This is a genomic window from Amycolatopsis sp. NPDC051373 (assembly GCF_040689465.1).
GTDB lineage: Bacteria > Actinomycetota > Actinomycetes > Mycobacteriales > Pseudonocardiaceae > Amycolatopsis.
The window spans coordinates 72400-95614 of the sequence record NZ_JBFBAE010000004.1; the positions used below are offsets into that span (position 1 = coordinate 72400).

Consider the following 23215-nt stretch of genomic DNA (forward strand, 5'->3'; position numbering starts at 1 on the left):
GCGGCCGCGATCGCCCTTCCGTCTTCGACATGAAGGCGGCACCTGTTCGATCCCGTCTTCGCACGGTATGTAGAACGTGCGGATCAGCTCGAACGCGGCGTCCGTGACACGGACGGTGGGCGGACTGCATGACCGGCGGCGCGAGCAGCACATCCAGCCGACCTGCCAGCGCACGCGCTCGATTCACAACGCCACGACGTCGCGCCCGTATCTCGGCCGCTTCCCCTGCGTCCTGAGCATGTCGTTGAGCTGGCGTCACCGCCGAGCGTCCAGTTTCGACGTGTCCACGGTGGCTATGAAGATCGTCGCCGCGATGGGAGCGAGCGGGCTCCGCAAGGCGTAGGACATGCGAGAGGCCCGGCTGCGTTGGGGTCGTAGCCGGTGCGCTTATCGGGTCCGTCCGCTGGTTCGGCGGTGCGGGACGCGGACCCGCGTTCCAAGGTCGTCGACGTCAACGGGAAACACGCAGGTGACCGGCAGTTGCGCAACGAAAGGCAAGCCGCAAGCTCAGTAGAGTTGCGAGAGGTTGGCAGACCGGCTGCCGGCGGGTGCGGCAGCTGATCGCGCTTGGGTAGATCACGAGCAAAGACGGTCAGCGATGAGCTTGGTGCAGCGGCAACGACGATGTCGGGAGGCCGCTGGCAGGAGATCCTGCGAAAGGGACTTCGTTGTTCGGATGCGGTGAATGACCCACATTGATGAACAGGTCCGGATGTTGGCGGGCATGCGCCTGGTCGAGATCAGGCGGATCGTGAACATGGTGGTTGTTGTGTTCCGGCCCGATGGCGGGTGGAGCACGCGATCCACGCGCAGTGTCCGTTTCGGGTCGTGCACGGCGATGTGATCTTGCTCGGTTCGCGGGACATGGACTGGCCCGAGGTGCGTGGTGCTGACCGCGGCGAGGCGTTCGACAGTTTCACCACGATGTACGACGTGCGGGCAGCTTCCCTGACCTCAAGCTTCGCGAAAGCCGATTTTCCGAGTGGCCGGTGCGGAGATCGGTACTGGGGGCCAGTTGATCGTCGAGGCCGTCACCGGCTCGGACTCGATACGGATTGAAGTCATTCCCGTGAGTTCGGGGCCGAAGGTCGAGAGCTGGCGGCTGTTCGCTGTCGGTGACAATGATGATGGTCACTTCGTGTACCCCGAAGCCGCAGACCGCGACTGACAAACGCGGACGCAGGACGGGTATCTCGTGCCAGAGGGTGCCGGGCGTAGCGGCGCCCGGCCGGGAACCCGTCAGACCGGGAGCGAGGACAGCGGTACGGCGAACACCGAGCGGCCACACGTCTGGCCCTGTGTGGAGCAATCCGTCGTCGACCATTCGGACTGGGACCAGACCAGGCCGGTGGACCAGTCGTAGGTCAGGGCTTCCGGATGCACTGCCCAGCAGGCCGTCGTGGCGGGGGAGCTGCAGGTCGAAGAGTTGCTCGCAGTGGTCGTCTGGGTCCAGAGCTGGCCGTTGAGTGTGGCGGAGCTGTGGGAGACGTACCACTTGCCGTTGTGGGAGAGGACGCCCTGCATGTTGCCGACGGAGCTGCGGAAGGCCTCGGTGGCCGGGGTGGTGCCCGTGCTCGCCAGGAGGTAGTCGGCGCCGGTGGGGTAGCGGTAGAGGCGGCCGTGGAGGGATTGGTCGGCGAAGTATTCCGTGGTGACGATGGTGGCGGGCGAGGTGGTGCGGTCCAGGGACATCGAGGAGAAGCAGGGGACGCCGGTGTCGGACTGCATGCTGCAGGTGCCGCCGGCGTAGGTGTAGTAGCCGATTTGCATCAGGGCGTACTTGTAGGTGTAGGCGGCGTATCCGGCGGACGTCTTGCCGATCGAATTGGACGTCGTGTCGGTCATCTGCAGGATGTGTTTGGTGCTGAAGACGCGGATGGCGGTGGAGGTGTTGCCGACGGCCGTGACGTAGATCTTGTCGCCGTACCAGGCCATGCCGCCCATGTGGGCTTTGGCGGCGGTGAAACTCGAGCCGGTGCTGTTGGGGACCGCGAGGTACACCATGCGGTTGGTGGGCGCGGCCGGCTGGTCGTAGTTGACGGCCATGATGCGGGCGTCGTCGTAGCGGCCGAGGGCGTCGCCGCTGTGCCAGCCGGACAGGATGATCTTGTCGGCGCCCCACATGCCGTCGTCGTCGGCGTCGCCGGAGGTGGTGATGCCCTGGGGGACCCAGGTGGCGCTGTTCGCGCGGTCGGTGTCCCAGCAGAAGGACGTGGTGGCCACCGGCGCCTTGGGGAGCGCGGCTTTTTCGGCGGAGGTGCAGCCGGTGGTGGGGTAGCTGGGGTCGTTGACGACGGTGTTGAGGCTGACGTTGGGCAACGCGTTGTCGAGCGCCGTCAACGCGGCGGTCGGGGTGGCGTGCCAGACCAGGCTCTGTTGGGTCGTGGTGGTCAGCGGATCGCTGTAGGCGGCGCCGGCGGTGCCGGGGATCGCGAGCGCGCCGACGGCGACGGCGAGCACGAGGAGGAGCACTCGGGGAATTCGCATGAGAACCATTTCTGCACGCGATTCGGGAAAGTGTCAAACCGTCGCGTGAACCGAGTTTGTACGATTCTTGTACAATTCTTCGGTAGGAATAGGCTGGGGTCGTATTGGCGCTTTCAGGCGAAACCCGTGTCCGGCGGCGCGCAGATGGGATCGGATGAAGGCCATGCCCGTCGAAACCGCGCTGCTGTCGGGGCAGCTCACGAAGGAGCGGGACCGGCGTCGGCTCAAGCGGGTGCTGGACAACTTCGCCGAGGCCGTGGTCGACCGGATCGAGCCGATCGTCGACGTGGAGTTCCGGTCGTTGCCGGAGCACGAGAAGCTGGTGCTCGGGTGGGGCGGGCAGGGTGAACGCGCTGTCCATGACGACGTCGGCGTGGGGGGACGAGGTCGTCGCCGGGCAGGGCGGCGGTGAGCTCCGCCTGGCGGAGTGTGACTCAGAGGCTGAACACGCGCCGTCTGTATCGGATGAAACCGTATCAGGCGAGGTAGAGTGCGGGCATGAGTGGGAAGTCGCGGGCGACTGATCGGCCGGGGGATGACTCGCCGTTCGCGCTGGGGTTGTTGCTGCGCCGGGCGCACGCGCGGGTGGCGAGCACCATGACGGCCGCCATGCGGTCGCACGGGCTGGACCTGCGGCATTTCGCCGTGCTGATCATCCTGGTGGATCGTGGGCCGACCACGCAGCGGGACCTGGTCGAGGCGACGGGCTCGGACAAGGCCGGGATCATGCGGGTCGTCGACGATCTGGAGGAGAAGGGGTACGCGGTCCGCAAGTCCGTGCCGGGGGACCGGCGCGTGCGTGAGGTCGAGATCACCGAAGCCGGGTTGACGGCGTTTGACGCGGCGCACGATGACGCGGTGGGGCCGGCGCGGGAGTTGGTGGCGCACCTGCGGCCTGGTGAGCCGGCGAAGTTGATGGATTTGCTGACACGGTTCACGTATCCGGACTGATTGGACAGTCCGTTGTGGATGCTGCCGGCGCAGGAACCGCATTCGGTGGGGTGGCGCGGGTTCAGAGCCAGCGGTCGGCCAGAGCTGAGACCCATTCCGTCGCCGACCCTGGATCGTCGGGTGGACTGTCGACGATCACCAGTTCGTCGACGCCCAGTGAAGCCAGGTCCGCGATGTCGCGACGGGCGGGGTTGCGCAGAGCGACGGCGATCCGCAGCTCGGCGAGATCGCGGCCTTGTGCCGCGAGGAAGTCCAGGCGATCGGCGAGCTCGGGAACGCCGTCGAGGTTGAAGCCGTACCAGCCGTCGCCCAGAGTGGCGGCGCGGCGAAGCGCCGAGTCGCTGTTGCCGCCGAAGATGATCGGGATGGTGGCTCCGCAAGGTTTGGGATTGACGCGGATGGATGAGAACTGGACGAAGTCGCCCGTGAACGACGCGACGTCCGAGCGCCACAACGCGCGCATCGCGGCCACGTACTCCTCGGTCCGCGCCGTCCGCCGGGCGAAGGGCACGCCGAGCGCGTCGAACTCCTCGCGCGACCAGCCGACGCCCACGCCGAGGGTGAGGCGGCCGCCGGACAGGACGTCGAGGCTCGCGGCCTGCTTGGCGACGACGATCGGGTTGTGTTCGGGCAGGAGCAGGACACCTGTGGCGACGCGGATGGTCGACGTGGCCGCGGCGGCGAAACTGAGGCCGATCAGGGGTCGAGCCAGTCCGCTGCTGCGGGCACGGCGATGCGGCCGTCGGGCGAGTACGGGTAGCGCGAGGACGCGCGGTCGACCATCACGACGTGCTCGCCCGACCACAGCGTCGCGAAGCCGCACGCCTCGGCCACCACGGCGACCACGTCGATCACGGCGCGGCGAGCGCCGGAGCCGATGCCCAGTGCGTGCAGGCCGAGTTGCATGGCCACGGTGCCTCCGCTTCTGGGTGACCGCGGTTCAGGCCGGTGGGGTGGTGACGGCCAGCGCGTCGACCTCGATGAGCCACTCCGGGAGGCCGAGGGACGACACGCCCAGCCACGTGCTCGCGACCTTCGGGAACTCGTCGCCGAACACGCGCTGGGCGGCGGCGAAAATGGGCTCGATGAGCGCCGGCGAGGAGTCGACGACGTGGATCGTGTACTTGACCAGGTCGGCCGGCGTGCAACCGGCGGCCGCGAGTGCCGCGCGCAGGTTGAGGAACACCTGCTCGGCCTGCGCGGAATGGTCGCCGGGGCCGACCAGCACCTCGTCGCGGTCCAAGGCCACCTGTCCGGCGATCGCCACCAGCCGCGCGCCGGGCGGGCCGACGGTCACTTGCGAGTAGAGATCCATCACGGGTGGGGACAGAGTCTCGGGGTTGAGATGGTCGACGGTCATCGAGGCCTCCCGGTGCCTCGGAGGTGGGTGGATTCCGAGTGTGCGGCGGCTCGTGAACGGGTGTCAACCGTGGCGCAGACAACCTTGTCACGGAGACGATCACCTCGACCCGGTTGGTGATTTCCCGGAACACTCCGAAACATCGGACAGGCAGTCGCGAGGGGCATCTGAAGTGGACTGTCCGAAGTCGACACGGACGTGGGGGTGCGCGTGCTCGCCGGTGGCCGCGGTCTGGCCCACGCCGGCTCTGGTCCCGCCCGCTGTCCGCGGCGATGCGGACGAAGCTGCGGACTTGCGGGCTCGCGCCGGTTTTCGGCCACGCCGCGACGAGGTCGCTCGGCGCGTGGCTGGGGGGTGCCGAGGCCTATCGGCAGATAAACGGTCGGCGAGCCGGCCGGATGTTCTCCGCGGTGCGGCGTCGGCCGGTGCGGGCGACTGGGTTCGTCGTCCCCGTCGAAGGCAGCCCGTCGGCCGACACCGCTGCCCACCTCGCGGACTGGCTCCGGCGATCGCGCACCGGCACGGTGGCGCCGGCCGCCGACCCGGGTTGGGGCGACCCGCCGCTGCAGGCGCTGCTGTCCAGCGCCGCGGTGACCACCGCGCGAGCCCGGGTGCTGGCCGCCGCCGCGGTGCGGGCCGACGTCGTCGAGCGCGAGGTCCGGCCGGCGCTCGAGTCCGGCGCCATCGTGGTGATCGAGCGTCTGATCGACTCGGAGCTGGAACAGGGCGGAACGGGACTCGACCCCGAGGAGCTGGTGGGCCTCGCAGAGTGGCTTGCCGGCCTTCTCCGTCTGGACTTCACCATCCTGCTCGACCACAGCCCCGACGAGCCATCGCCGACAGCGGACACCTGGGACCGGCGGATCCGCCGGCTGCTGAGGGACCTCTCGACGACCGCCCGCTGCGTGGTCGTCGAGACCGCCGATCGCGATGGCGGCCGGGCACAGGTCCGTGCGGCGATGACCACGGCACTCGCCCGGATCGCCACAGCCCAGGCGGCCGAGGAGCCGGGGCCGGTTGACCGTGATCGCCGCACCGGCACGCATCCGGGCTTCTGACAGGGACAAAGCCCTCCGGACGACCATTACCCCCGGTCACGAGTCGAGGAGACGCTTTTCAACGGCCGGCAGCCCGGATCGCCTCCGTGGACAGACGACCCGAAGAGAGCCACGATCCGACGCGACCGTTGATCTTCCGATGCCGTCCACCTCGGACCGGTAGGGTTCCCCCCGATGCCGGGGCTGTGCCCGCTCGCGCCGAGGAGGAAGACCGTGACCGAGGGCCGTGAGACGACCACAACGGAGGACGGGCCCGCCGGCCGGGCGCGGCTCGCGCGGGACTCCGTGAAGCTGGCGGTGGTGGTCGGGGCGCTGGGGGTCGTGTTCGGCGACATCGGGACGAGCCCGATCTACACGCTGCAGACTGTGTTCAGCCCGAGCGACCCGCACCCGGTGCCGGTGAGCGCGCAGAACGTGTTCGGCGTCGTGTCGCTGATCTTCTGGTCCGTGACGATCATCGTGACCGTCACGTACGTGCTGCTGGCGATGCGCGCGGACAACGACGGCGAGGGCGGCATCATGGCCCTGATCACCCTGTTGCGCCGCCGCGGCGGGCAGGGGCGGCGGCGGGTGGCCGTGGTGCTGGCGGGGCTGGGCATCTTCGGCGCGTCGCTGTTCTTCGGCGACAGCATGATCACCCCGGCGATCTCGGTGCTGTCGGCGGTGGAGGGGCTCAAGGTCGTCGACGACTCGTTCGAGAGCTGGGTCGTGCCGATCACTGCGGTGATCATCGTGGTGCTGTTCCTGGTGCAACGCCGGGGCACGGCCGCGGTGGGGCGGGTGTTCGGGCCGGTGATGATCACGTGGTTCACCGTGATCGGCCTGACCGGCGTGACGGGCATCGTCAAGCACCCGGCGATCCTCGAAGCGCTCTCGCCCACCTACGCGCTCGACTTCATGGTCGGCCACTTCGACATCGCCTTCTTCGCGCTGGCCGCGGTCGTGCTGTCGGTCACCGGCGCCGAAGCGCTGTACGCGGACATGGGCCACTTCGGCCGCCGCGCCATCACGCGCGGGTGGCTGTTCCTGGTGTTCCCGGCGTGCGTGCTCAACTACTTCGGCCAGGGCGCGCTGATCCTCGAAGACCAGGCCAACCTGAGCAGTCCGTTCTTCCTCCTGGTCCCCGGCTGGGCCCGGCTGCCGCTGGTCCTGCTGGCCACGGCGGCGACCGTGATCGCGTCGCAGGCCGTGATCACCGGCGCGTACTCGGTCGCCTCGCAGGCCGCGCAGCTCGGATACCTGCCGCGGCTGCGGATCGCGCACACGTCGGAGACCGAGCGCGGCCAGATCTACGTGCCGTGGATCAACTGGCTGCTGATGGTTTCCGTCCTGACGCTCGTGTTCGCCTTCCGCAGCTCGTCGGCGCTGGCCTACGCGTTCGGCATGGCGGTGACCGCGACGATCACCATCACCACCCTCCTGTTCTTCTACATCGCCCGGTCGAAGTGGAGCACGCCGCCGTGGCTGCTCTGGGTCGGCGGGGGAGTGCTGCTGGTGGTGGACCTGCTGTTCGTCGCGGCCAACCTCACCAAGCTCGTCCACGGCGCGTGGCTGCCGCTGCTCATCGGCCTCACCGCGTTCACGGTCATGACCACTTGGCAACGCGGCCGCCAGATCGTGACGGCCGAACGCAATCGGCACGAGGGGTCGCTGCGCGAGTTCGTCGACAAGCTGCGCAACGGCGAGTCGCCGACGCAGACGGTGCCCGGCACGGCTGTGTTCCTCAACCGCGGCAACGACAGCGCGCCGCTGGCCATGCGCGCCAACGTGGAACACAACCACGTGCGTCACGAGCACGTGGTGATCATGTCGCTCGAAACCGAGCCCGTGCCGCGGATCCCGGACACCGAACGGATCTCCGTCGACGACCTCGGCTACGCCGACGACGGCATCACCCACGTCACGGCCCGCTTCGGCTACATGGAAACCCCCGACGTGCCGCGCACGCTCGCGCTCGTCGACCCGGCCGACGCCGAAGGCCGGCTGCAGGTCGACGACGCGTCCTACTTCCTGTCGAAGATCGAGCTGCGCCGCGGCGACGAACCCACCATGGCGGCGTGGCGCAAGCGCCTGTTCATCGCCACCTCTTACATCACCGCAGACGCGGCCGAGTACTTCGCGCTGCCCCGCGAACGGACCGTGATCATGGGTTCGCACATCGACGTGTAACGCGTCAGGAAGGTGCCGACGATGACCGACCCCGATCTGGAAGCCTTGCGCACAGCGGCCGCGCGAGGAGACTCCGACGCCGTCGACCAGCTGATCGAGCTGGCCGCCGAACGCGGCGACGCGGCCGAGCTGCGCCAGTGGGCGGCCGAGGGCAGTTCCGATGCCGCGGACCTGCTCGTCGAGCTGGCAACGGAACGCGAGGACCACGACGAGCTGCGGCGCCTGGCTCTGGGCGGCAACACCACGGCCGCGGAAGTGCTGGCGGAGCTGGAAAGCGACTAGCCCGGCAGGTTCACTGCGGGGGCGGGATGTGGCGCGCGAAGGGGTCGTCGTCGTGGGAGTCGAGCCACGCGCCGGCGAGGCGGAGCAGCAGCGCCACCAGCACGAACCCGCCGATCGCGACCAGGGTGAACGTCAGGTCGGTCATGGCTCCAGCGTGCGGCTGCGGGCCGGTCGTGTCCTCGGGGCCGACGGAACCTTGACGCCCGTGAAGCGCTCGTTGACGGCGTTTTGCCGCCGTCAGTCCGATTCGCGCGACGGCAGATCGAGGCGGGCGAGCTGGGCGCGGGTCGTGACTCCGAGCTTCGGAAACGACCTCGAGCTGTGCGCGTGGCTGCCCTCGTGGTACGAGCTCGGCAACGACGCGGCCCCGATGTCGCGGAAGGTTCCCGTGGCCTAGCGCACTGTGTTTCGCTACGAGCGGGCGACCCCGGCCGGGGTCGCCCGCTTTTCACTGTGGCCGGTCGACGCCGAAGACGTGCAGCTGCATCGCGATGAGCTGGTAGTAGCCGACCACAGTGGACAGCTCGAACAGCTTGGCCGCGCCGAGCTTCGAGACGGCGTCGGCGTAGTCCTCGTCGGTGAGCTTGCCGTTGTCGACCAGCCGACGGGTGGTCGCGACGATCGCCTGCTCCTCGGGATCGGCGAGTTCCGGCTCCCGGCCCTCGCGCAGGGCGGTGATCTCGTCGTCGGTCAACTCGAGCTGCCGGCCGACGTGCTCGTGGGCGAACTGCTCGTAGCCGCTCTCGCGCGAAGCGGCGACCATCAGAATGGCCAGTTCCCGGGCCCGGTCGGACAGTTCTCCGCCGTGGCGCAGCGCCGCGCCGAGCCGCTGCAGCGCGTCGCCGACCGGCGGGGTGAGCAGCATGGCGTTGAACGGCCCCGCGAGCGTCCCGTCGGGGTGCACGATGCCGAACGGATTCCGTGCCCGCGGCCCGGCCGTGATGGACTCGTAGAGGCCCCGCTGTTCGTCGGTCAGCGCGGCGGGGGAGATGCGGGGAATCCGGCTCATGCGGGGAATCCTAGTGAAATCACGTCCGTCGTGGGCCTTCTCGGCGCGAACTACCGCGCGTCGCCGTCGAAGCGCGCGCGGGTGGGGTGCGGCGCGAGCCAGTCCTGCGCCCGGCGCCACCACACGTCGGCGAAGGGCGCGAGGCCCGTGCGGTCGTCGAGGGTGCCGCCCTTGACGATGAGGGTTTCGGGGCGTTCGTGGAGGATCGTGAAGATCGGGGTGCCGCACTCGCCGCAGAACAGACGGTCGCGCAGGTGGCCGTTCTCGGTCCCGGTGGTGTGGTGGACCTTGGGTGTGCCCTCGATCTGCACCGCGTCCCGCGCCACCAGGACGTTCTCCGAGAACGCCGAGCCCGTGTGGCGCTGGCAGTCGTCACAGTGACACAGGACGACACCGTCGGGCCGGGCGTCGAACCGGTAGCTGATGGCGCCGCAGAGGCAGTGGCCTGTTCGTGAAGCGGTGACGACTGGGACGGTCATGGCGCGATCTCCTTCTTCCGGTTGGGCAGCCGAGGCAGGAGTCGCATGTGGACAGTCCCGGGTGGCTGTGTCTCAAGTATTGCAACGGAAGAACGTCCGAACCTGCCCCGGCTGAACAGCGGATGGTGTGCGTACCACCGCCGGAGACAGGCTCGCGCGGCGACCTGGAGGGATGGTCGAACGTACTCCCGGGCCCGCAGGGAAGCCGTGCACGCCGCAAGTCATCGCTCGTAGACATTGACTGTAGACATCATGTGTAGACTGGCGAGCCACGGTACACGGAAACCCGTGAGTCGAGTGTTTCGTGCGCCGGTTTCGGCCACAGCGAAGGAGAACGTGCCATGCCCCGACCTCGGGAGATCCTCCCGCTGACGGCGCTCGTCCTCGGCGGCGGTGGTCCCGTCGGCGCCGCCTGGACGTCGGCCCTGGTGCACCGGCTGGAGGCCGCGGGCCTGCCGCTGTCCGAGTCCGGGGTGGTGGTGGGCACGTCGGCCGGGTCGATCGTCGGTGCGTGGCTCACGATGGAGCCGGCCGGGCTGACGAGGGTGCCGGCGAAGATGCGGGAGCGCGCGGCCTGGCACGCCGGGAACGCTGCCGCCGGGCGCGGCGACCGGACGCTTTTCCAGAGCCTGGCCCAGGACACCTCGGACGGATCCGAGCGGGCGCGGCGGATCGGTCAGGCCGCGATCGCCGCGGTGCCACCGATTTCGGAGGCTCAGGCCGACGAGCTGTGGTCTTGGGCGTTGCCGGCCGGGGAGTGGCCGCGCCGGCTCCGGATCACCGCGGTGAGCACGGACACCGGCCTCGCCCGCGGGTGGTCGCCGGCGGACGGGATCTCCGTCGGGGTCGCGGTGGCCTGTTCGTCGGCGGCGCCGGGCGTCGCGCCGCCGGTGAGCGTGGCCGGCTCGACCTGGATCGACGGGGGAGTGCGCTCGGGCACCAACGCCGACCTGGCCGTCGATACACAGTGGCACGACGGCGGTGCCGTGGATCCGGGCCGGGTGCTTGTAGTGGCGCCGATGCGGTCCGCGAATCTCGCGCGGGAAGAGGCTTTCCTCATCGAGCGCGGATACCGCGTGCGGGTGATCACGGCGGACCCGTTCTACGAGAAGCCCCACGACCTGCTCGACCCGCGGTTCGTCGACGTCGGGGCCGAGGCCGGCGCCCGGCAGGCGGACGATCTGGCCGAGGACCTGCTGAAGTGGTGGAAAGAGGCGATCTGACCAGCTCCCGGTTCCAGTAAGGTCCACCGGAACGATCACCTCACGGCACAAGGATCTCGGAATGCCCGACTCTTCGTCTCCACGTCGGCGCGACGCCGCGGCCAGCCGCGACCGGCTGCTGGCCGCGGCCGGCGAGCTGTTCGCCGAACGCGGCTACGACCAGACGACGGCCCGGGACATCGGCGAACGCGCCGGTGTCGACCCGACGATGATCGCGCGCTACTTCGGCGGCAAGGCGCAGCTGTTCATCGCCGTGCTGCGCGCCGAGAGCGAACCGGGCGAGCGGCTTCCCGACGTCCTGGAGCCGGTCCGGCTGAGGGGGCTGATCGAGCGCACCGGCACGCGCGGGCCCGGCCCGATCCTGCAGGCCGCGATCCGCCCGTACGACAACCCCGAGGCCCAGGAAGCCGCGCTGGCCGAGCTGGACCACCGCGTCCTGACCCCGCTGCGCGAGCGGTTCGTGTGCGAGGGCGTGGCGAACCCGGAGCTGCGCGCCGAAGTCCTGTCGGCCGCGTTGATCGGCGTGATCCTCGGCCGGCACGCGGGAACGTTGGAGCACCTGGCGGACGCCGGCACCGACGAGGTGCTGACCCTGTTGCAGGAGATCCTCGGCACCGAGTGAGACCTGAGCCGCGCCGGGTCCTGAAAGGGCAGCGCTCAGGAACTCGGGCTCGTCACCCGGCGCAGTGCGTCGAGGGTGGATTCCGGGGAGGTGTTGAAGCAGAACCTGATGCCCGGGACCAGCTCGACCACGACGTTGACGAGACGTTCGAACAGCAGGGTGTGCTCGGCGGCCATGCGGACGCCCGCGCCGATCATCGCCGCGGTGACCGGGTTCGCGGCCAGGCAGTCGCGGACCTGCTGCTCCGCCGCGTCGGGGTCGGCGGGGACGTGGCAGGGCACGAGGTCGAAGCCCGCGTCGCGCACGGCGGTCTCGCCGGCGGTGATGCGGGCGGTGAGGGTGGCCTCGTCGAGGCCGGGGTGGCGGCTGTAGTCGAGGGCACCGGGGTGCAGGCCGAGCGAGAGGATGGCCACGGGGCGGGTCCCCTTTCGGGTGGAGGAGGCCATCTCGAGGCTAGCGGCGCGGTGCTCGGACGGGCAGCTGGCGCCAGTAAGGTACGGCGAATGGAGAACCTACGGCAGCAGATTCTCGCCGAGCTGGGCGTCAAGCCGGTCATCACGCCGAAAGCCGAGATCCGCCAGCGGGTCGACTTCCTCAAGGACTACCTGCGCTCGACGCCGGCCAAGGGCTTCGTGCTCGGCATCAGCGGCGGCCAGGACAGCTCGCTGACCGGCCGGCTGTGCCAGCTCGCCGGCGAGGAGCTGCGCGCGGAGGGGCACGACGCCACGTTCGTCGCGGTGCGGCTGCCCTACGGCGTGCAGGCCGACGAGAAAGACGCGCAGATCGCGCTGGAGTTCATCAAGCCGGACCATTCGGTCACGGTGAACGTGAAGCCCAGCGCGGACGCCGTCGCGGCGGAGTCCGCGCTCGGGATGAGCGAGCTGCTGGGCGAGGCGTCCGGCCTGCGCGACTTCGTGCGCGGCAACATCAAGGCCCGCGAGCGCATGGTGATCCAGTACTCGATCGCCGGGCAGTTGAACCTGCTGGTCGTGGGCACCGACCACGCGGCAGAGGCCGTCACCGGGTTCTTCACCAAGTACGGCGACGGCGGTGTCGACATCACACCCCTGACCGGGCTGACCAAGCGCCAGGGCGCCGCACTGCTGCAGGAGCTGGGCGCGCCGCCGAGCGTTTGGCAGAAGGTGCCGACCGCCGACCTCGAGGACGACCGGCCGGCCCTGCCCGACGAGGTGGCCCTGGGCCTCAAGTACTCCGAGCTCGACGACTACCTCGAAGGCCTCGACGTGACCCCGCAGGTCGCGGAGAAGGTGGAGTCGATCTTCCTCAAGACGCGCCACAAGCGGACCGTGCCGATCAGCCCGCTCGAGGACTGGTGGCGGAGCTGACTCGCCTGACGACGGCGGCCGGGTCGGCGAACCCGGCCGCGGTCGTCACTTGGCCGCCGGGTCCTTCTGGACCTGCGCCTGCAGCGAGGGCCAGTACTGGAACAGCGAGCTCGGGTACTCCTGCCCGGGGAAGTACTGGTGGTACAGCTTGAGGAACGTGCCGTCGTCGACCACGGCGGCGAGCTGCTTGTTGTAGTCGGCGAGGAACTTGTCGAGTCCTTTTCGGACGGCCATCGCCTCGGGCAGCGGGTTTTGCACCGAGACGCCGACCTTCAGTCGCCCCGGGTGCTGGGCGAAGACCGTAATGGCCTGCACGGAGCTGACGACGAAGCCGTCGAGGTTGCCGTTGAGGAGCTGGTCGATGCCGGTGGCGTTCGTCTGGACGCTCACGACGCTGGCCTGGGGCAACGTCTTCGCGGCGAAGTCGGCCTGTGCGCTGCCGATGCCGACGCCCACGCGCTTGCCGTTCAGGTCCGCGACGGTCTTGACCGGCGAATCGGAGCGGACCAGCACGTCGTTGGCGTCGACGTAGAACGGCGTGGTGAAGGCGACGTTGCGCTTGCGTTCCTCGGACATCGTGAGGTCGGCGATCATCATGTCGTACTGGCCGGCGGTGACCAGCGGCAGACCCGCGCCGACGGTGGAGAGCTTGTAGGTGATCTTGAGGCCCATGCGCTTCGCGATGACGTCGTTGAGGTCGATCAGCATCCCGGCCGGCTTGCCGCTCGCGTCGGGTGACACGAACGGCGCGTCGCCTTGCGGCACACCGGCGGTGATGGTGCCGGGTACCGCGAGGCCGTAGGGGTCTGTGCTCGCGGAGTCGCTGCCGCCGCAGGCGGAAACGGTCAGCAGCCCGGCTGCCGCGAGTGCGGCGAAAGCGGTCCGGAATCGTCGGCGCATTTCTGGCTTCATCTGCCCTTCTGGATCTGGTCTCGGAGCTGGGGCCAATAGGTGAACATCTGCGACGGGTAGGGCTCGCCCGGAAAGTACTTGTCGTACAGGCGAAGGAAAGTGCCGTCGTCCATCGTGGTCTTGAGCTGGTCGCCGTAGGCCTTCTCGAAGGCGGTGAGCTTGCGGTTGACCGGCATCGCCGACGCTTGCTCGTGCGGCGCGGAATAGGCGATCTTGACCCGGCCGGGGTTCTCCTCGAGCACGGTCGGGACCTCGGTGGAGGCCAGCACCATCGCGTCGAGGTTGCCGTTGAGGAGCTGGGTCACGCCCGCGCTGTTGGTGGGCTGCGAGATGAGGGTGGCGCCGGGGATCTTCGCGGTGACGAACTCGGCCTGCGCGCTGCCCAGCCCGGCGCCGACGCGTTTGCCCACGAGGTCGCCGGCTGCCTTGGCGGCCGAGTCGGTGCGGACCACGACGTCGTCAGAGGCCAGGTAGAAGGGCTTGGTGAAGTCGACGCTCTTCTTGCGCTCCGCGGTCGGCAGCATGCCGATCGCGAGCATGTCGAGCTGCCCGGCCGTGACCAGCGGCAACCCGGCGCTGACGGTGGTCATCCGGTAGGTGATCTTGAGACCCATCCGCTGGGCGATCACGTCGTTGAGGTCGACCAGCAGGCCCACCGGCTTGCCCGTCGCGTCGGGGGAGACGAACGGCGCGTCGCCCGCCGTGACGCCCGCGGTGATAGTGCCGGGTTCGGCCAGTCCGTAGCCGTCGGGTTGGCCGCCCGACCCGCACGCGGCGAGCGAGACGAGCGCGGTGGTCGCGATCAGGATCCGCCGGATCCGCAGAGCTGTCATAGCTCCCTCCAGGCACCGGCTCGCGGGCGCGGGCTCGGTGGTCTGGTATTTCTTAGGCTCATAAGACCAGGTTGTCAACTGCCGGGCTCGCGCTCGCGTCTGGTAGACGTCGTGGCATGACAGACCTCATCGACCTGGCCGGCAAAACGGTCATCGTCACGGGCGCCTCCTCGGGAATCGGCGCGTCGACCGCCCGGCGCCTCCACGCGGCCGGCGCCCACCCCGTGCTCGCGGCCCGCCGCGCCGAGCGCCTGGCCACGCTCAGCGACGAACTCGGCGGCGCTCTCGCCGTCCCCACCGACGTGACCGCCCCCGCGCAGGTGGCCGCTCTCGTCGCGACCACCCTGGAACGCCACGGCCGCGTCGACGGCTTGGTCAACAACGCCGGTGCCGGCCTTCACGGGCCTCTCGACGAGGTCGACCCCGCGGCTTTCGGCGCGACGCTGCAGCTCAACCTGGTCGCCCTGCTCGCCGTGACGCAGGCCGTCCTGCCCGCCATGCGGCGCCAGGGTTTCGGCCGCATCGTCAACATCAGTTCCGGCACCACCCGCCGCGTCGCGGTCGGTGTGGGCGCCTACGCGGCGAGCAAATCGGCCGTGAACATGCTCAGCGCGGTGCTCACGCAGGAACTCGCGGCCGACGGGATCGCGGTGTCGCTCCTGCTGCCGTCGATCACCGCGACGGAGTTCGCGGACGGCCGGTTCACGCTCGGCGCGTCGCCGATCCCCGGGATGGTGGTGCAGAGTCCGGACTACGTGGCCGGTGTGATCTTGCGGCTGCTGCGCACGGGGGAGGAGTCGTTCGATATTCCGCACGGGGTGGAACAGCCGGAGCTCACCCGCGCGCCTGAATGATTTCGAAGCACGTCCACTGTGGATGGACAGCCAAGACCGTCCACAGCGGACCTACTTCGTCCGCAAAGTCGACGCCCGCACCACCAGCTCCGGAATGTACGTCACCTGCTGGTGCTCGTGCTCCGGGTCCGACGTCTCCTGGATGAGCAGCTCCGCGGCCGTGCGGCCGAGGCGGTGGCGGGGCTGGCGGACGGAAGTGAGGGGCACGGTGGCGGCCGCGGCGAAGTCGATGTCGTCGTAGCCGACGATGGCGAGGTCGGCCGGGACGGAGATGCCCAGGGCGGCGCAGCTGCGCAGGAGCCCCAGGGCGAGCAGGTCGTTGGCGCAGAACGCGGCGGTCGGGCGGGTGGCCGAGGGCAGGCCGGCCAGGCGCTGGCCCGCGTTGCTGCCGCCCTCGACGGTGAGCTGGGGGGTGGCGAGGTCGACCAGGTGGTCGGGGCCCAGGCCGGCCGCGAGCAGGGCCCGCAGGGCGCCCTCGCGACGGTCGCGGACCTGGCCGAGGGTGAGCGGTCCGCCGACGAAGGCGATGCGGGTGTGGCCCTGGTCGAGCAGGTGGCGGGCGGCGAGCTCGCCGCCGCGGACGTCGTCGACGGCGACGGAGCAGTGGTCGGTGCCGGGACGTTTGCGGTCGACGATGACGACCGGCGTGCCGCGGCGCGCGAGTTCGGCCAGCGCGGGGGAGTCTGGGTCGACCGGGGTGATGAGGACGCCCTGCACGCGTTGCTGTTCGAGGCGGCGGAGGTAGGCGGCCTCGCGTTCGGCGAGGTTGGCGCTGTTGCACACGAACAGTGACAGGTCGTCCGCGGCCGCCGCGTCCTCCATGCCGGCGGCGACGTCGGTGAAGAACGGGTTGCGCCCGTCGAGCATCACGTAGGCGAGCACGCTGCTGTGGCCGGCGCGCAGCTGGCGCGCCGACTCGTTGCGGACGAAGCCCAGCGCGGCCATCGCGGCCTCCACCTTGGTCCGCGTCTTCGGGCTCACGCGCTCGGGCCGGTTGAGCACGTTGGACACCGTGCCGAGCGAGACGCCCGCGGCGGCGGCCACGTCCTTGATCCCCGCCGCGCGCGGTGCGGGGGCCGCGACCCCGTTCGAATCTTCCACCGCCACCCCCTGTGTTCGAACCGCCGTGTTGAAACGTGACAATCACGGGTTGCTGCCTGAAAAACCGCGACTACCTCGAGATGTGCCTGGCAGCGTTTTTCGTTGACTTCCCGTTCGGACGCATAGTAGCGTCACCGCGCCAGGTTTGTGAAACCTTTCAATCCGGAGGTCGCGATGACGCGGCAGGAGCGCGACCGAGTGCCACTGCTCGAGGTCCGCGGGGTCACGAAGTCGTTCGGCGCTGTCGCGGCGGTCGCGGGCGTTTCCTTTCCCCTCTACGCCGGCGAGGCCCACGCGCTGGTCGGCGAGAACGGCGCGGGCAAGTCCACGATCGTCAAGATGCTGGCCGGCGTGCACCGCCCCGACCAGGGCGAGCTGCTGCTGGACGGCCGGGAAGCCGAGTTCTCCTCACCCGCTGACGCGAAGGCCGCGGGCATCGCGGTGATCTACCAGGAACCGACGTTGTTCCCCGACCTCACAGTCGCCGAGAACATCGTGATGGGCCGCCACCCGCGGGGCCGGCTGGGGATGATCGACCGCGCGGCGATCCGCGCCGAGGCCGAACGGCTCTTCGCCCGCCTCGGCGTGCGCATCGACCCGAACCGCCCGGCGCGCGGCCTGTCGATCGCCGACCAGCAGATCGTGGAGATCGCCAAGGCGCTCAGCGCCGACGCGCGCGTGCTCATCATGGACGAGCCCACCGCCGCGCTGAGCCTGGTCGAGGTCGAGCGCCTGTTCTCCGTCGCCCGGGCGCTGCGCGACGAGGGCGCGGCGATCATGTTCATCTCGCACCGCTTCGAGGAGATCGTCGACCTGTGCCAGCGGGTGACGATCATGCGCGACGGCCGCCACGTCTCCACCGATGAGGTGGCAGACGTGACCGTGGACGAGATGGTGCGCCGCATGGTCGGACGCGACCTCGACGCGCTGTTCCCCAAGCAGGACGTGGAACCCGGCGCCGTGGTGCTCGAAGTGGACGGCCTGACGCGCGAAGGCGTGTTCCGCGACGTGTCGTTCTCCGTGCGGGCGGGCGAGATCGTCGCGTTCGCCGGGCTCGTCGGAGCCGGTCGGTCCGAAGTGGTCCAGGCGGTGTTCGGAGTGGACGAACGCGACGCCGGAGTCGTGCGGCTCAACGGGAAGAAGCTCAAGCCCCACTCGCCGCGCGCGTCGATGGCGGCGGGCATGGCACTGGTGCCGGAGGACCGGCGGCAGCAAGGACTGGTGATGGACCTCTCGATCGAGCGCAACGTCACGCTGCCACGGGCGAGAGCGCTGTCGAAGCTCGGTCTGCTCCTCGGCCCGGGCGAACGCCGGGAAGCGTTGCGCTGGACCGAACGCCTGCGCACCAAATACGGCCGCCTCGGCGACGCGGTCGGCACGCTCTCGGGCGGCAACCAGCAGAAAGTGGTGCTGGCCAAGTGGCTCGCGATGGCGCCGCGCGTGCTGATCGTGGACGAGCCGACGCGCGGCATCGACGTCGGCACCAAGGCCGAGGTGCACCGGCTGATGTCCTCTCTGGCGGCCGAAGGCGTCGCGGTGGTGATGGTGTCCTCGGAGCTGCCCGAGGTGCTCGGCATGGCCGACCGCGTGCTGGTGATGCGCGAAGGCCGGATCGTCGCGGAGATCCCGCGCGCCGAGGCCGACGAGAACTCGGTGATGTTCGCGGCGATGGGACAGGGGGCGGTGGCATGAGGACTCGCAGGACCGCCTCGGCGACCACGACCCGAACGTCCGAAAAGGAGGCCGCGTGAACGCGACCAAGGTGGCGGCCCCGCCACCCCGCCAGGCGAGCCCGGGGGAGCGGCGATCGGTGTTCGGAACCGTGTTCAAGGCCCGCGAGTCGGGCATCGTGCTGGCGCTGATCGTGCTCGTGGTGTTCACCGCGACGCAGAACTCCCGGTTCCTTTCGGGCCAGAGCATCCGCGACATCCTGCTCGGCACGGCGATCCTCGCGGTGCTGGCCGTCGGGCAGGCCGTGGTGATGATCACGCGCAACATCGACCTGTCCGTGGGCTCGGTGCTCGGGCTGTCGGCCTTCGCCGTCGGCACGATGCTGCGCGACAACCCCGGCCTGCCGGTGATCGTGGCCTTGCTCGCCGGCCTGGTCGTCGGGGCCGCGTGCGGCCTGATCAACGGCGCGGTCGTCCGGTTCGGGCGCGTCCCGGCGCTGGTCGTCACCCTCGGCACCTTGTACGCGTTCCGCGGCGCGGTCTACTTCTGGGCCGGCGGGCAGCAGATCAATGCCGACAAGCTCCCGCGCTCGTTCCTCGACTTCGGTGACGCGTCGGTGCTCGGGGTGCCGTGGCTGGTGCTGATCGCAGTGCTCGTGATGGTGATCGCCGGCGTGGTGCTGCGCAACTACCGCGGCGGCCGTGAGCTGTACGCCATGGGCTCGAGCCCCCAGGCCGCGCAGCTGGCCGGCATCAAGGTCGGGCGCAACACCACCATCGCGTTCCTCGTCAGCGGAGCGCTGGCCGGCCTCGCGGGCGTGCTGTTCGCGGCCCGCTTCGGCACGGTCGACGCCGCGGCCGGCACCGGGTACGAACTCAACGTCGTGGCCGCCGCGGTCGTCGGCGGGGTCGCCGTGTTCGGCGGCAGCGGTTCGGTGTGGGGCGCGAGCCTCGGCGCGCTGCTGCTGACGGTGATCGGCAGCGCGCTGGCCGTGCTGGACATCGACCAGTTCTGGCAGCAGGCGATCGTCGGCGCCCTGATCCTGCTGGCCATCGGCGCCGACCGGCTGGTCGCCGTGCGCGTCGCCAAGGCACTGAAGAAGAGGGACTCCCATGTCTGACCTCACCACCACGACGGACACAGCCCGGCGGCCCGCCTGGCTGGCCCGGCTCGCGAGCTGGGACGTCGCCGTCATCGCGATCGCGATCGTGGTGCTGCTCGTCGCGTCGGGCACCATCGACAACTTCGGCACCGGCCGCAACTACACGTTCCTGCTGCTGGACCTCCTGCCGATCGCGCTGATGGCGCTGCCGATGACGTTCATCATCGTCACCGGCGAGATCGACCTGTCGGTGGCGAGCACACTCGGGCTCACGTCCGCGGTCATGGGTTCGCTGTGGAACTCCGGGCTGACGATCGAGACGATCATCCCGCTGTGCATCGTGCTGGGCGCGATCCTCGGCGCGGTGAACGGCTTCTTCATCACGGTCCTGAAGCTGCCTTCGCTGGCCGTCACCATCGGCACCATGGCGCTCTACCGCGGCCTCGCGTTCGTGGTGCTCGGTGACAGCGCGGTGGCCGACTTCCCGCAGTCCTACACCGCGTGGGTGACCGGGACGCTCGGCGGCAGCTCGATCCCCAACGTCCTCATCCCGCTCATCGTGCTGGCGATCGTGTTCGGCGTGGTGCTGCACGCCACCCCGATCGGGCGCGGCGTGTTCGCGGCCGGAGCCAGCGACACCGCGGCCCGGTTCGCCGGCATCCGCACCGGGCGCACGAAGTTCTGGCTCTACGTCGTGAGCGGCGCGGTCGCCGGGCTGGCCGGGGTGCTGTGGACGCTGCGCTACTCCAGTGCCCGAGCCGACAACGGGTTCGGTCTCGAACTCGCCGTGGTGGCGGCCGTGCTGCTGGGTGGCGTCTCGATCTTCGGCGGCAAGGGCACGCTGCCGGGCGTACTCGGTGGTGTGGTGCTGCTTTCGGCGCTGCAGAACGCGTTGCGGCTGCAGGACGTGTCGAACGAGGCGCTCAACATCGTGACCGGCGTGCTGCTGATCATCTCGGTGCTGCTGCCCAACATCCTCTCCTCCTCCCGCGCCGCGCTGCAGCGGCGCAGGCGACGATCCCCGTCCCCGAAAGCCGGAGCTCTCGCCGGCGCCGAGCAGTAACCCAGAAAGGTGACGAAGATGTCCCGACGAATCCTGACCGGCGTCGTGTCGGTGGTGAGTGCGGCAGGCCTGGTCCTGAGCCTCACCGCGTGCGGTGGCACCACGAAGAACGACAGCACGGCGTCCGGCCCGGCCGCGTCCACCGCGTCCGCGGACCCGAACGCGGCGAGCAAGCAGGGCGTGAAGATGGCGTTCCTGCCCAAGCAGCTCAACAACCCCTACAGCGACATCGAGGTCGGCGGCGGCAAGACAGCGCTGGACGAGCTCAAGGGCACCTACAAGCTCGTCGGGCCGAACGACGCCAGCGCGTCCTCGCAGGTCAGCTACATCAATACGCTGATCCAGCAGCAGCAGGACGTGATCGGCATCGCCGCCAACGACCCGAACGCGGTGTGCCCGTCGCTCAACCAGGCCCGCAGCGCCGGCATCAAGGTCGTCGCGTTCGACTCCGACGCGGCGAAGAGCTGCCGCGACGTGTTCATCAACCAGGCCAGCACCCAGGGCATCGGCGAGCAGCTCGCGAAGATGGCGAACGAGCTGGCCGGTGGCGACGGTGAGATCGCGATCCTCTCGGCGACGCCCAACGCGACCAACCAGAACGCGTGGATCGCCGTGCTGCAGAACGAGCTCAAGAAGCCCGAGTACTCGAAGCTGAAGCTCGACAAGATCGCCTACGGCAACGACGACGACCAGAAGTCGTTCCAGGAGGCCCAGGGCCTGCTGCAGTCGTTCCCGAACCTCAAGGTGATCGTGTCGCCGACCACCGTTGGCATCGCGGCCGCGGCGCGCTACGTGAGCTCGTCGAGCTACAAGGGCAAGGTCGCGATCACGGGGCTGGGCACGCCGAACCAGATGCGCGCGTTCGTCAAGGACGGCACGGTCAAGGAGTTCGCGCTGTGGAACCCGGCCGACATCGGCTACCTCGCCGCCTACGCGGGTGTGGCGCTGAGCTCCGGGCAGATCACCGGCGCGCAGGGCCAGAAGTTCAAGGCCGGCAAGCTCGGTGAGTACACGATCGGCGCCGACGGCGAGATCGTGCTCGGCCCGCCGACCGTGTTCAACGCCGACAACATCGACAAGTTCAACTTCTGAGCGGAGCTCCGGCCGGGCCTGCTCGGCCCGGCCGGACCGCTGGACCCATCGAGTCCACTGAGGACGGAGACCGTGGCGCGATACTGCTTCCAGCTCCAGGTCCGGTCCGAGCGGATGGCCGAGTACGCCGAGCGCCACCGCGCCGTGTGGCCGGAGATGCAGGCGGCCCTGCGCGACACCGGCTGGCGCAACTACTCGCTTTTCCTGCGTGAGGACGGCCTGCTGATCGGTTACGTCGAGGCCGACGACCTCGCCGCGGCGCAGGCCGCGATGGCCGAGACCGAGGTCAACGCCCGGTGGCAGGCCGAGATGGCGCAGTTCTTCACCGGCCTCGACGGCCGCGGGCCCGACGAGGGGTTCGCCCTGCTCACCGAGGTTTTTCATCTGGACGACGAGCGCGCGAGCGCGTGAGAAGGAAAAGACGTGATCGACTTGCCCGACCGGACAGCCGTGAAATCCGCTCTGCGGGCGCAGCGGATCGAGACCCCCTCGTGGGCGTTCGCCAACTCCGGCACCCGGTTCAAGGTCTTCACCCAGGCCGGGGTTCCCCGCACGCCCGAGGAGAAGATCGCCGACGCGGCCACCGTGCACCGCTTCACCGGGGTCGCGCCGAGTGTCGCGTTGCACATCCCGTGGGACCGTGTCGAGGATTTCAAGGCATTGCGTGCCTATGCCGAGGACCTGGGTGTGGGGATCGGTGCGATCAACACCAACGTGTTCCAGGACAACGACTACAAGCTCGGCTCGGTCACCAACCCCGACCCGGGCATCCGGCGCAAGGCGACCGACCACCTGCTCGAGGCGATCTCCATCATGGACGCCACGGGCTCGCGCGACCTGAAGCTGTGGTTCTCCGACGGCCTCAACTACCCGGGCCAGGACGACCTGCGCGACCGTCAGGACCGCCTGGCCGCCGCGTTGCGCGAGGCGTATGACCGCCTGGGCGAGAACCAGCGGATGCTGCTGGAGTACAAGTTCTTCGAGCCCGCCTTCTACGCCACGGACGTGCCGGACTGGGGCACCTCGTACGCGCACTGCATCGAGCTGGGTGAAAAGGCGACGGTGTGCATCGACACCGGCCACCACGCGCCGGGCACGAACATCGAGTTCATTGTCGCGTTCCTGCTACGGGCCGGGAAGCTCGGTGCGTTCGACTTCAACTCGCGCTTCTACGCCGACGACGACCTGATGGCCGGCGCCGCGGACCCGTTCCAATTGTTCCGGATCCTGTACGAGATCGTGCGCGGTGACGCGCTGGATCCGGCTTACGGCATCAACTTCATGCTCGACCAGTGTCACAACATCGAGGCGAAGATCCCGGCGATCATCCGCTCGGTGATGAACGTGCAGGAGGCCACGGCCAAAGCGCTGCTGGTCGACCGCGACGCCCTGCGCGCGGCCCAGCAGTCGGGCGATGTGCTCGGCGCCAACGCTGTGCTGATGGACGCCTACAACACCGACGTGCGGCCGATTCTGGCCGAGCTGCGCGAGGACGCGGGGCTGGCCCCGGATCCGGTCGCCGCCTACCACCGCAGCGGCTACCAGCAGAAGATCGAGGCCGAGCGCGCCGACGGGCAGCAGGCCGGATGGGGAGCATGAGC

At 69.5% G+C, this 23215-nt stretch carries 28 protein-coding genes; 17 read left to right on the top strand and 11 right to left on the bottom strand.

Going from position 1 to position 23215, the window contains the following annotated elements; translation table 11 throughout:
• Positions 1 to 103 precede the first annotated feature (103 nt).
• The gene (locus AB0383_RS08685; protein ID WP_366186124.1) at positions 104 to 343 is read left to right on the top strand and encodes a hypothetical protein; all 240 of its coding nucleotides are present in this window, start codon (positions 104 to 106) and stop codon (positions 341 to 343) included.
• A gap of 639 nt (positions 344 to 982) precedes the next feature.
• Entirely contained in the window at positions 983 to 1168 is a 186-nt protein-coding gene (locus AB0383_RS08690) for a hypothetical protein (protein WP_366186126.1), read from the top strand.
• A 71-nt stretch (positions 1169 to 1239) separates the two neighbouring features.
• Here the strand turns inward: AB0383_RS08690 and AB0383_RS08695 are convergent, their stop codons facing one another.
• Positions 1240 to 2487, bottom strand: a complete 1248-nt coding sequence (locus AB0383_RS08695; protein ID WP_366186128.1) for a hypothetical protein — start codon at positions 2485 to 2487, stop codon at positions 1240 to 1242.
• Positions 2488 to 2650: 163 nt separating this feature from the next.
• Between AB0383_RS08695 and AB0383_RS08700 the strand changes: the two genes are divergently transcribed.
• Together AB0383_RS08700 and AB0383_RS08705 are read left to right on the top strand one after the other, a co-directional pair.
• A complete protein-coding gene (locus AB0383_RS08700; RefSeq protein WP_366186130.1) occupies positions 2651 to 2899 on the top strand; it encodes a hypothetical protein in 249 nt (82 codons plus the stop codon).
• Between the two features lie 86 nt (positions 2900 to 2985).
• Positions 2986 to 3438, top strand: a complete 453-nt coding sequence (locus tag AB0383_RS08705) for a MarR family transcriptional regulator (protein ID WP_364183631.1) — start codon at positions 2986 to 2988, stop codon at positions 3436 to 3438.
• 61 nt (positions 3439 to 3499) lie between these two features.
• Here AB0383_RS08705 and AB0383_RS08710 read toward each other — a convergent pair whose 3' ends face one another.
• The 3 genes from AB0383_RS08710 to AB0383_RS08720 are packed head-to-tail and all read right to left on the bottom strand — an operon-like array spanning position 3500 to position 4798.
• On the bottom strand, positions 3500 to 4150 hold the full coding sequence (locus tag AB0383_RS08710; RefSeq protein WP_366186523.1) for a TIGR03619 family F420-dependent LLM class oxidoreductase: 651 nt from the start codon (positions 4148 to 4150) through the stop codon (positions 3500 to 3502).
• Positions 4135 to 4350, bottom strand: a complete 216-nt coding sequence (locus AB0383_RS08715) for a hypothetical protein (protein WP_366186132.1) — start codon at positions 4348 to 4350, stop codon at positions 4135 to 4137. The genes AB0383_RS08710 and AB0383_RS08715 overlap by 16 nt, the downstream gene beginning before the upstream one ends.
• Before the next feature lie 28 nt (positions 4351 to 4378).
• Entirely contained in the window at positions 4379 to 4798 is a 420-nt protein-coding gene (locus AB0383_RS08720; RefSeq protein WP_364183634.1) for a RidA family protein, read from the bottom strand.
• Between the two features lie 410 nt (positions 4799 to 5208).
• On the opposite strand from AB0383_RS08720, the gene AB0383_RS08725 reads away from it, so the two are divergent.
• The 3 genes from AB0383_RS08725 (at position 5209) to AB0383_RS08735 (ending at position 8307) form a co-directional block, all read left to right on the top strand.
• Entirely contained in the window at positions 5209 to 5856 is a 648-nt protein-coding gene (locus tag AB0383_RS08725) for a hypothetical protein (protein ID WP_366186134.1), read from the top strand.
• Between the two features lie 213 nt (positions 5857 to 6069).
• Positions 6070 to 8025, top strand: coding sequence for a KUP/HAK/KT family potassium transporter (locus tag AB0383_RS08730; protein ID WP_366186136.1), 1956 nt, complete (start codon positions 6070 to 6072; stop codon positions 8023 to 8025).
• Positions 8026 to 8046: 21 nt separating this feature from the next.
• Positions 8047 to 8307: a hypothetical protein gene (locus AB0383_RS08735; RefSeq protein WP_366186138.1), complete on the top strand. Its 261-nt coding sequence runs from the start codon at positions 8047 to 8049 to the stop codon at positions 8305 to 8307.
• A gap of 10 nt (positions 8308 to 8317) precedes the next feature.
• Here AB0383_RS08735 and AB0383_RS08740 read toward each other — a convergent pair whose 3' ends face one another.
• From AB0383_RS08740 to AB0383_RS08750, 3 genes are all read right to left on the bottom strand, one after another.
• The gene (locus AB0383_RS08740; protein WP_255637990.1) at positions 8318 to 8452 is read right to left on the bottom strand and encodes a hypothetical protein; all 135 of its coding nucleotides are present in this window, start codon (positions 8450 to 8452) and stop codon (positions 8318 to 8320) included.
• A 303-nt stretch (positions 8453 to 8755) separates the two neighbouring features.
• Positions 8756 to 9316, bottom strand: a complete 561-nt coding sequence (locus AB0383_RS08745) for a carboxymuconolactone decarboxylase family protein (protein WP_366186140.1) — start codon at positions 9314 to 9316, stop codon at positions 8756 to 8758.
• 50 nt (positions 9317 to 9366) lie between these two features.
• Positions 9367 to 9795, bottom strand: coding sequence for a GFA family protein (locus AB0383_RS08750; protein ID WP_366186142.1), 429 nt, complete (start codon positions 9793 to 9795; stop codon positions 9367 to 9369).
• Between the two features lie 341 nt (positions 9796 to 10136).
• On the opposite strand from AB0383_RS08750, the gene AB0383_RS08755 reads away from it, so the two are divergent.
• Together AB0383_RS08755 and AB0383_RS08760 are read left to right on the top strand one after the other, a co-directional pair.
• Positions 10137 to 11018, top strand: coding sequence for a patatin-like phospholipase family protein (locus AB0383_RS08755; RefSeq protein ID WP_366186144.1), 882 nt, complete (start codon positions 10137 to 10139; stop codon positions 11016 to 11018).
• 61 nt (positions 11019 to 11079) lie between these two features.
• The gene (locus AB0383_RS08760; protein ID WP_366186146.1) at positions 11080 to 11640 is read left to right on the top strand and encodes a TetR family transcriptional regulator; all 561 of its coding nucleotides are present in this window, start codon (positions 11080 to 11082) and stop codon (positions 11638 to 11640) included.
• A 35-nt stretch (positions 11641 to 11675) separates the two neighbouring features.
• Here the strand turns inward: AB0383_RS08760 and AB0383_RS08765 are convergent, their stop codons facing one another.
• Positions 11676 to 12053, bottom strand: a complete 378-nt coding sequence (locus tag AB0383_RS08765; protein WP_366186148.1) for a hypothetical protein — start codon at positions 12051 to 12053, stop codon at positions 11676 to 11678.
• Positions 12054 to 12143: 90 nt separating this feature from the next.
• Between AB0383_RS08765 and nadE the strand changes: the two genes are divergently transcribed.
• Positions 12144 to 12986 (top strand): ammonia-dependent NAD(+) synthetase, encoded by an 843-nt coding sequence (gene nadE / locus AB0383_RS08770; protein WP_364183657.1) that lies wholly within the window; start codon positions 12144 to 12146, stop codon positions 12984 to 12986.
• Between the two features lie 45 nt (positions 12987 to 13031).
• Here the strand turns inward: nadE and AB0383_RS08775 are convergent, their stop codons facing one another.
• Both AB0383_RS08775 and AB0383_RS08780 read right to left on the bottom strand, forming a co-directional pair.
• Positions 13032 to 13886 carry a transporter substrate-binding domain-containing protein gene (locus AB0383_RS08775; RefSeq protein WP_364183660.1) on the bottom strand — a complete coding sequence of 285 codons (855 nt, stop codon included), beginning with the start codon at positions 13884 to 13886 and terminating at the stop codon, positions 13032 to 13034.
• Between the two features lie 8 nt (positions 13887 to 13894).
• A complete protein-coding gene (locus AB0383_RS08780; RefSeq protein ID WP_364183663.1) occupies positions 13895 to 14731 on the bottom strand; it encodes a transporter substrate-binding domain-containing protein in 837 nt (278 codons plus the stop codon).
• A gap of 116 nt (positions 14732 to 14847) precedes the next feature.
• Here AB0383_RS08780 and AB0383_RS08785 point away from each other — a divergent pair, with 116 nt between their 5' ends.
• Positions 14848 to 15585: an SDR family oxidoreductase gene (locus AB0383_RS08785; RefSeq protein WP_364183666.1), complete on the top strand. Its 738-nt coding sequence runs from the start codon at positions 14848 to 14850 to the stop codon at positions 15583 to 15585.
• A 51-nt stretch (positions 15586 to 15636) separates the two neighbouring features.
• On the opposite strand, the gene AB0383_RS08790 is transcribed toward AB0383_RS08785, so the two are convergent.
• A complete protein-coding gene (locus AB0383_RS08790; RefSeq protein ID WP_364183943.1) occupies positions 15637 to 16638 on the bottom strand; it encodes a LacI family DNA-binding transcriptional regulator in 1002 nt (333 codons plus the stop codon).
• A 222-nt stretch (positions 16639 to 16860) separates the two neighbouring features.
• On the opposite strand from AB0383_RS08790, the gene AB0383_RS08795 reads away from it, so the two are divergent.
• The 6 genes from AB0383_RS08795 to rhaI all read left to right on the top strand — a co-directional run bounded on the left by AB0383_RS08795 (position 16861) and on the right by rhaI (position 23213).
• Entirely contained in the window at positions 16861 to 18378 is a 1518-nt protein-coding gene (locus AB0383_RS08795) for a sugar ABC transporter ATP-binding protein (RefSeq protein WP_364183669.1), read from the top strand.
• 55 nt (positions 18379 to 18433) lie between these two features.
• Entirely contained in the window at positions 18434 to 19477 is a 1044-nt protein-coding gene (locus AB0383_RS08800) for an ABC transporter permease (protein WP_366186152.1), read from the top strand.
• The gene (locus AB0383_RS08805; protein ID WP_364183673.1) at positions 19470 to 20522 is read left to right on the top strand and encodes an ABC transporter permease; all 1053 of its coding nucleotides are present in this window, start codon (positions 19470 to 19472) and stop codon (positions 20520 to 20522) included. Before AB0383_RS08800 ends, AB0383_RS08805 begins: the two co-directional genes overlap by 8 nt.
• An 18-nt stretch (positions 20523 to 20540) precedes the next feature.
• On the top strand, positions 20541 to 21614 hold the full coding sequence (gene rhaS, locus AB0383_RS08810; protein ID WP_364183675.1) for a rhamnose ABC transporter substrate-binding protein: 1074 nt from the start codon (positions 20541 to 20543) through the stop codon (positions 21612 to 21614).
• A gap of 72 nt (positions 21615 to 21686) precedes the next feature.
• Positions 21687 to 22025 (top strand): L-rhamnose mutarotase, encoded by a 339-nt coding sequence (locus AB0383_RS08815; RefSeq protein ID WP_366186154.1) that lies wholly within the window; start codon positions 21687 to 21689, stop codon positions 22023 to 22025.
• Positions 22026 to 22037: 12 nt separating this feature from the next.
• A complete protein-coding gene (rhaI, locus tag AB0383_RS08820) occupies positions 22038 to 23213 on the top strand; it encodes an L-rhamnose isomerase (protein ID WP_364183680.1) in 1176 nt (391 codons plus the stop codon).
• Positions 23214 to 23215: the final 2 nt, after the last annotated feature.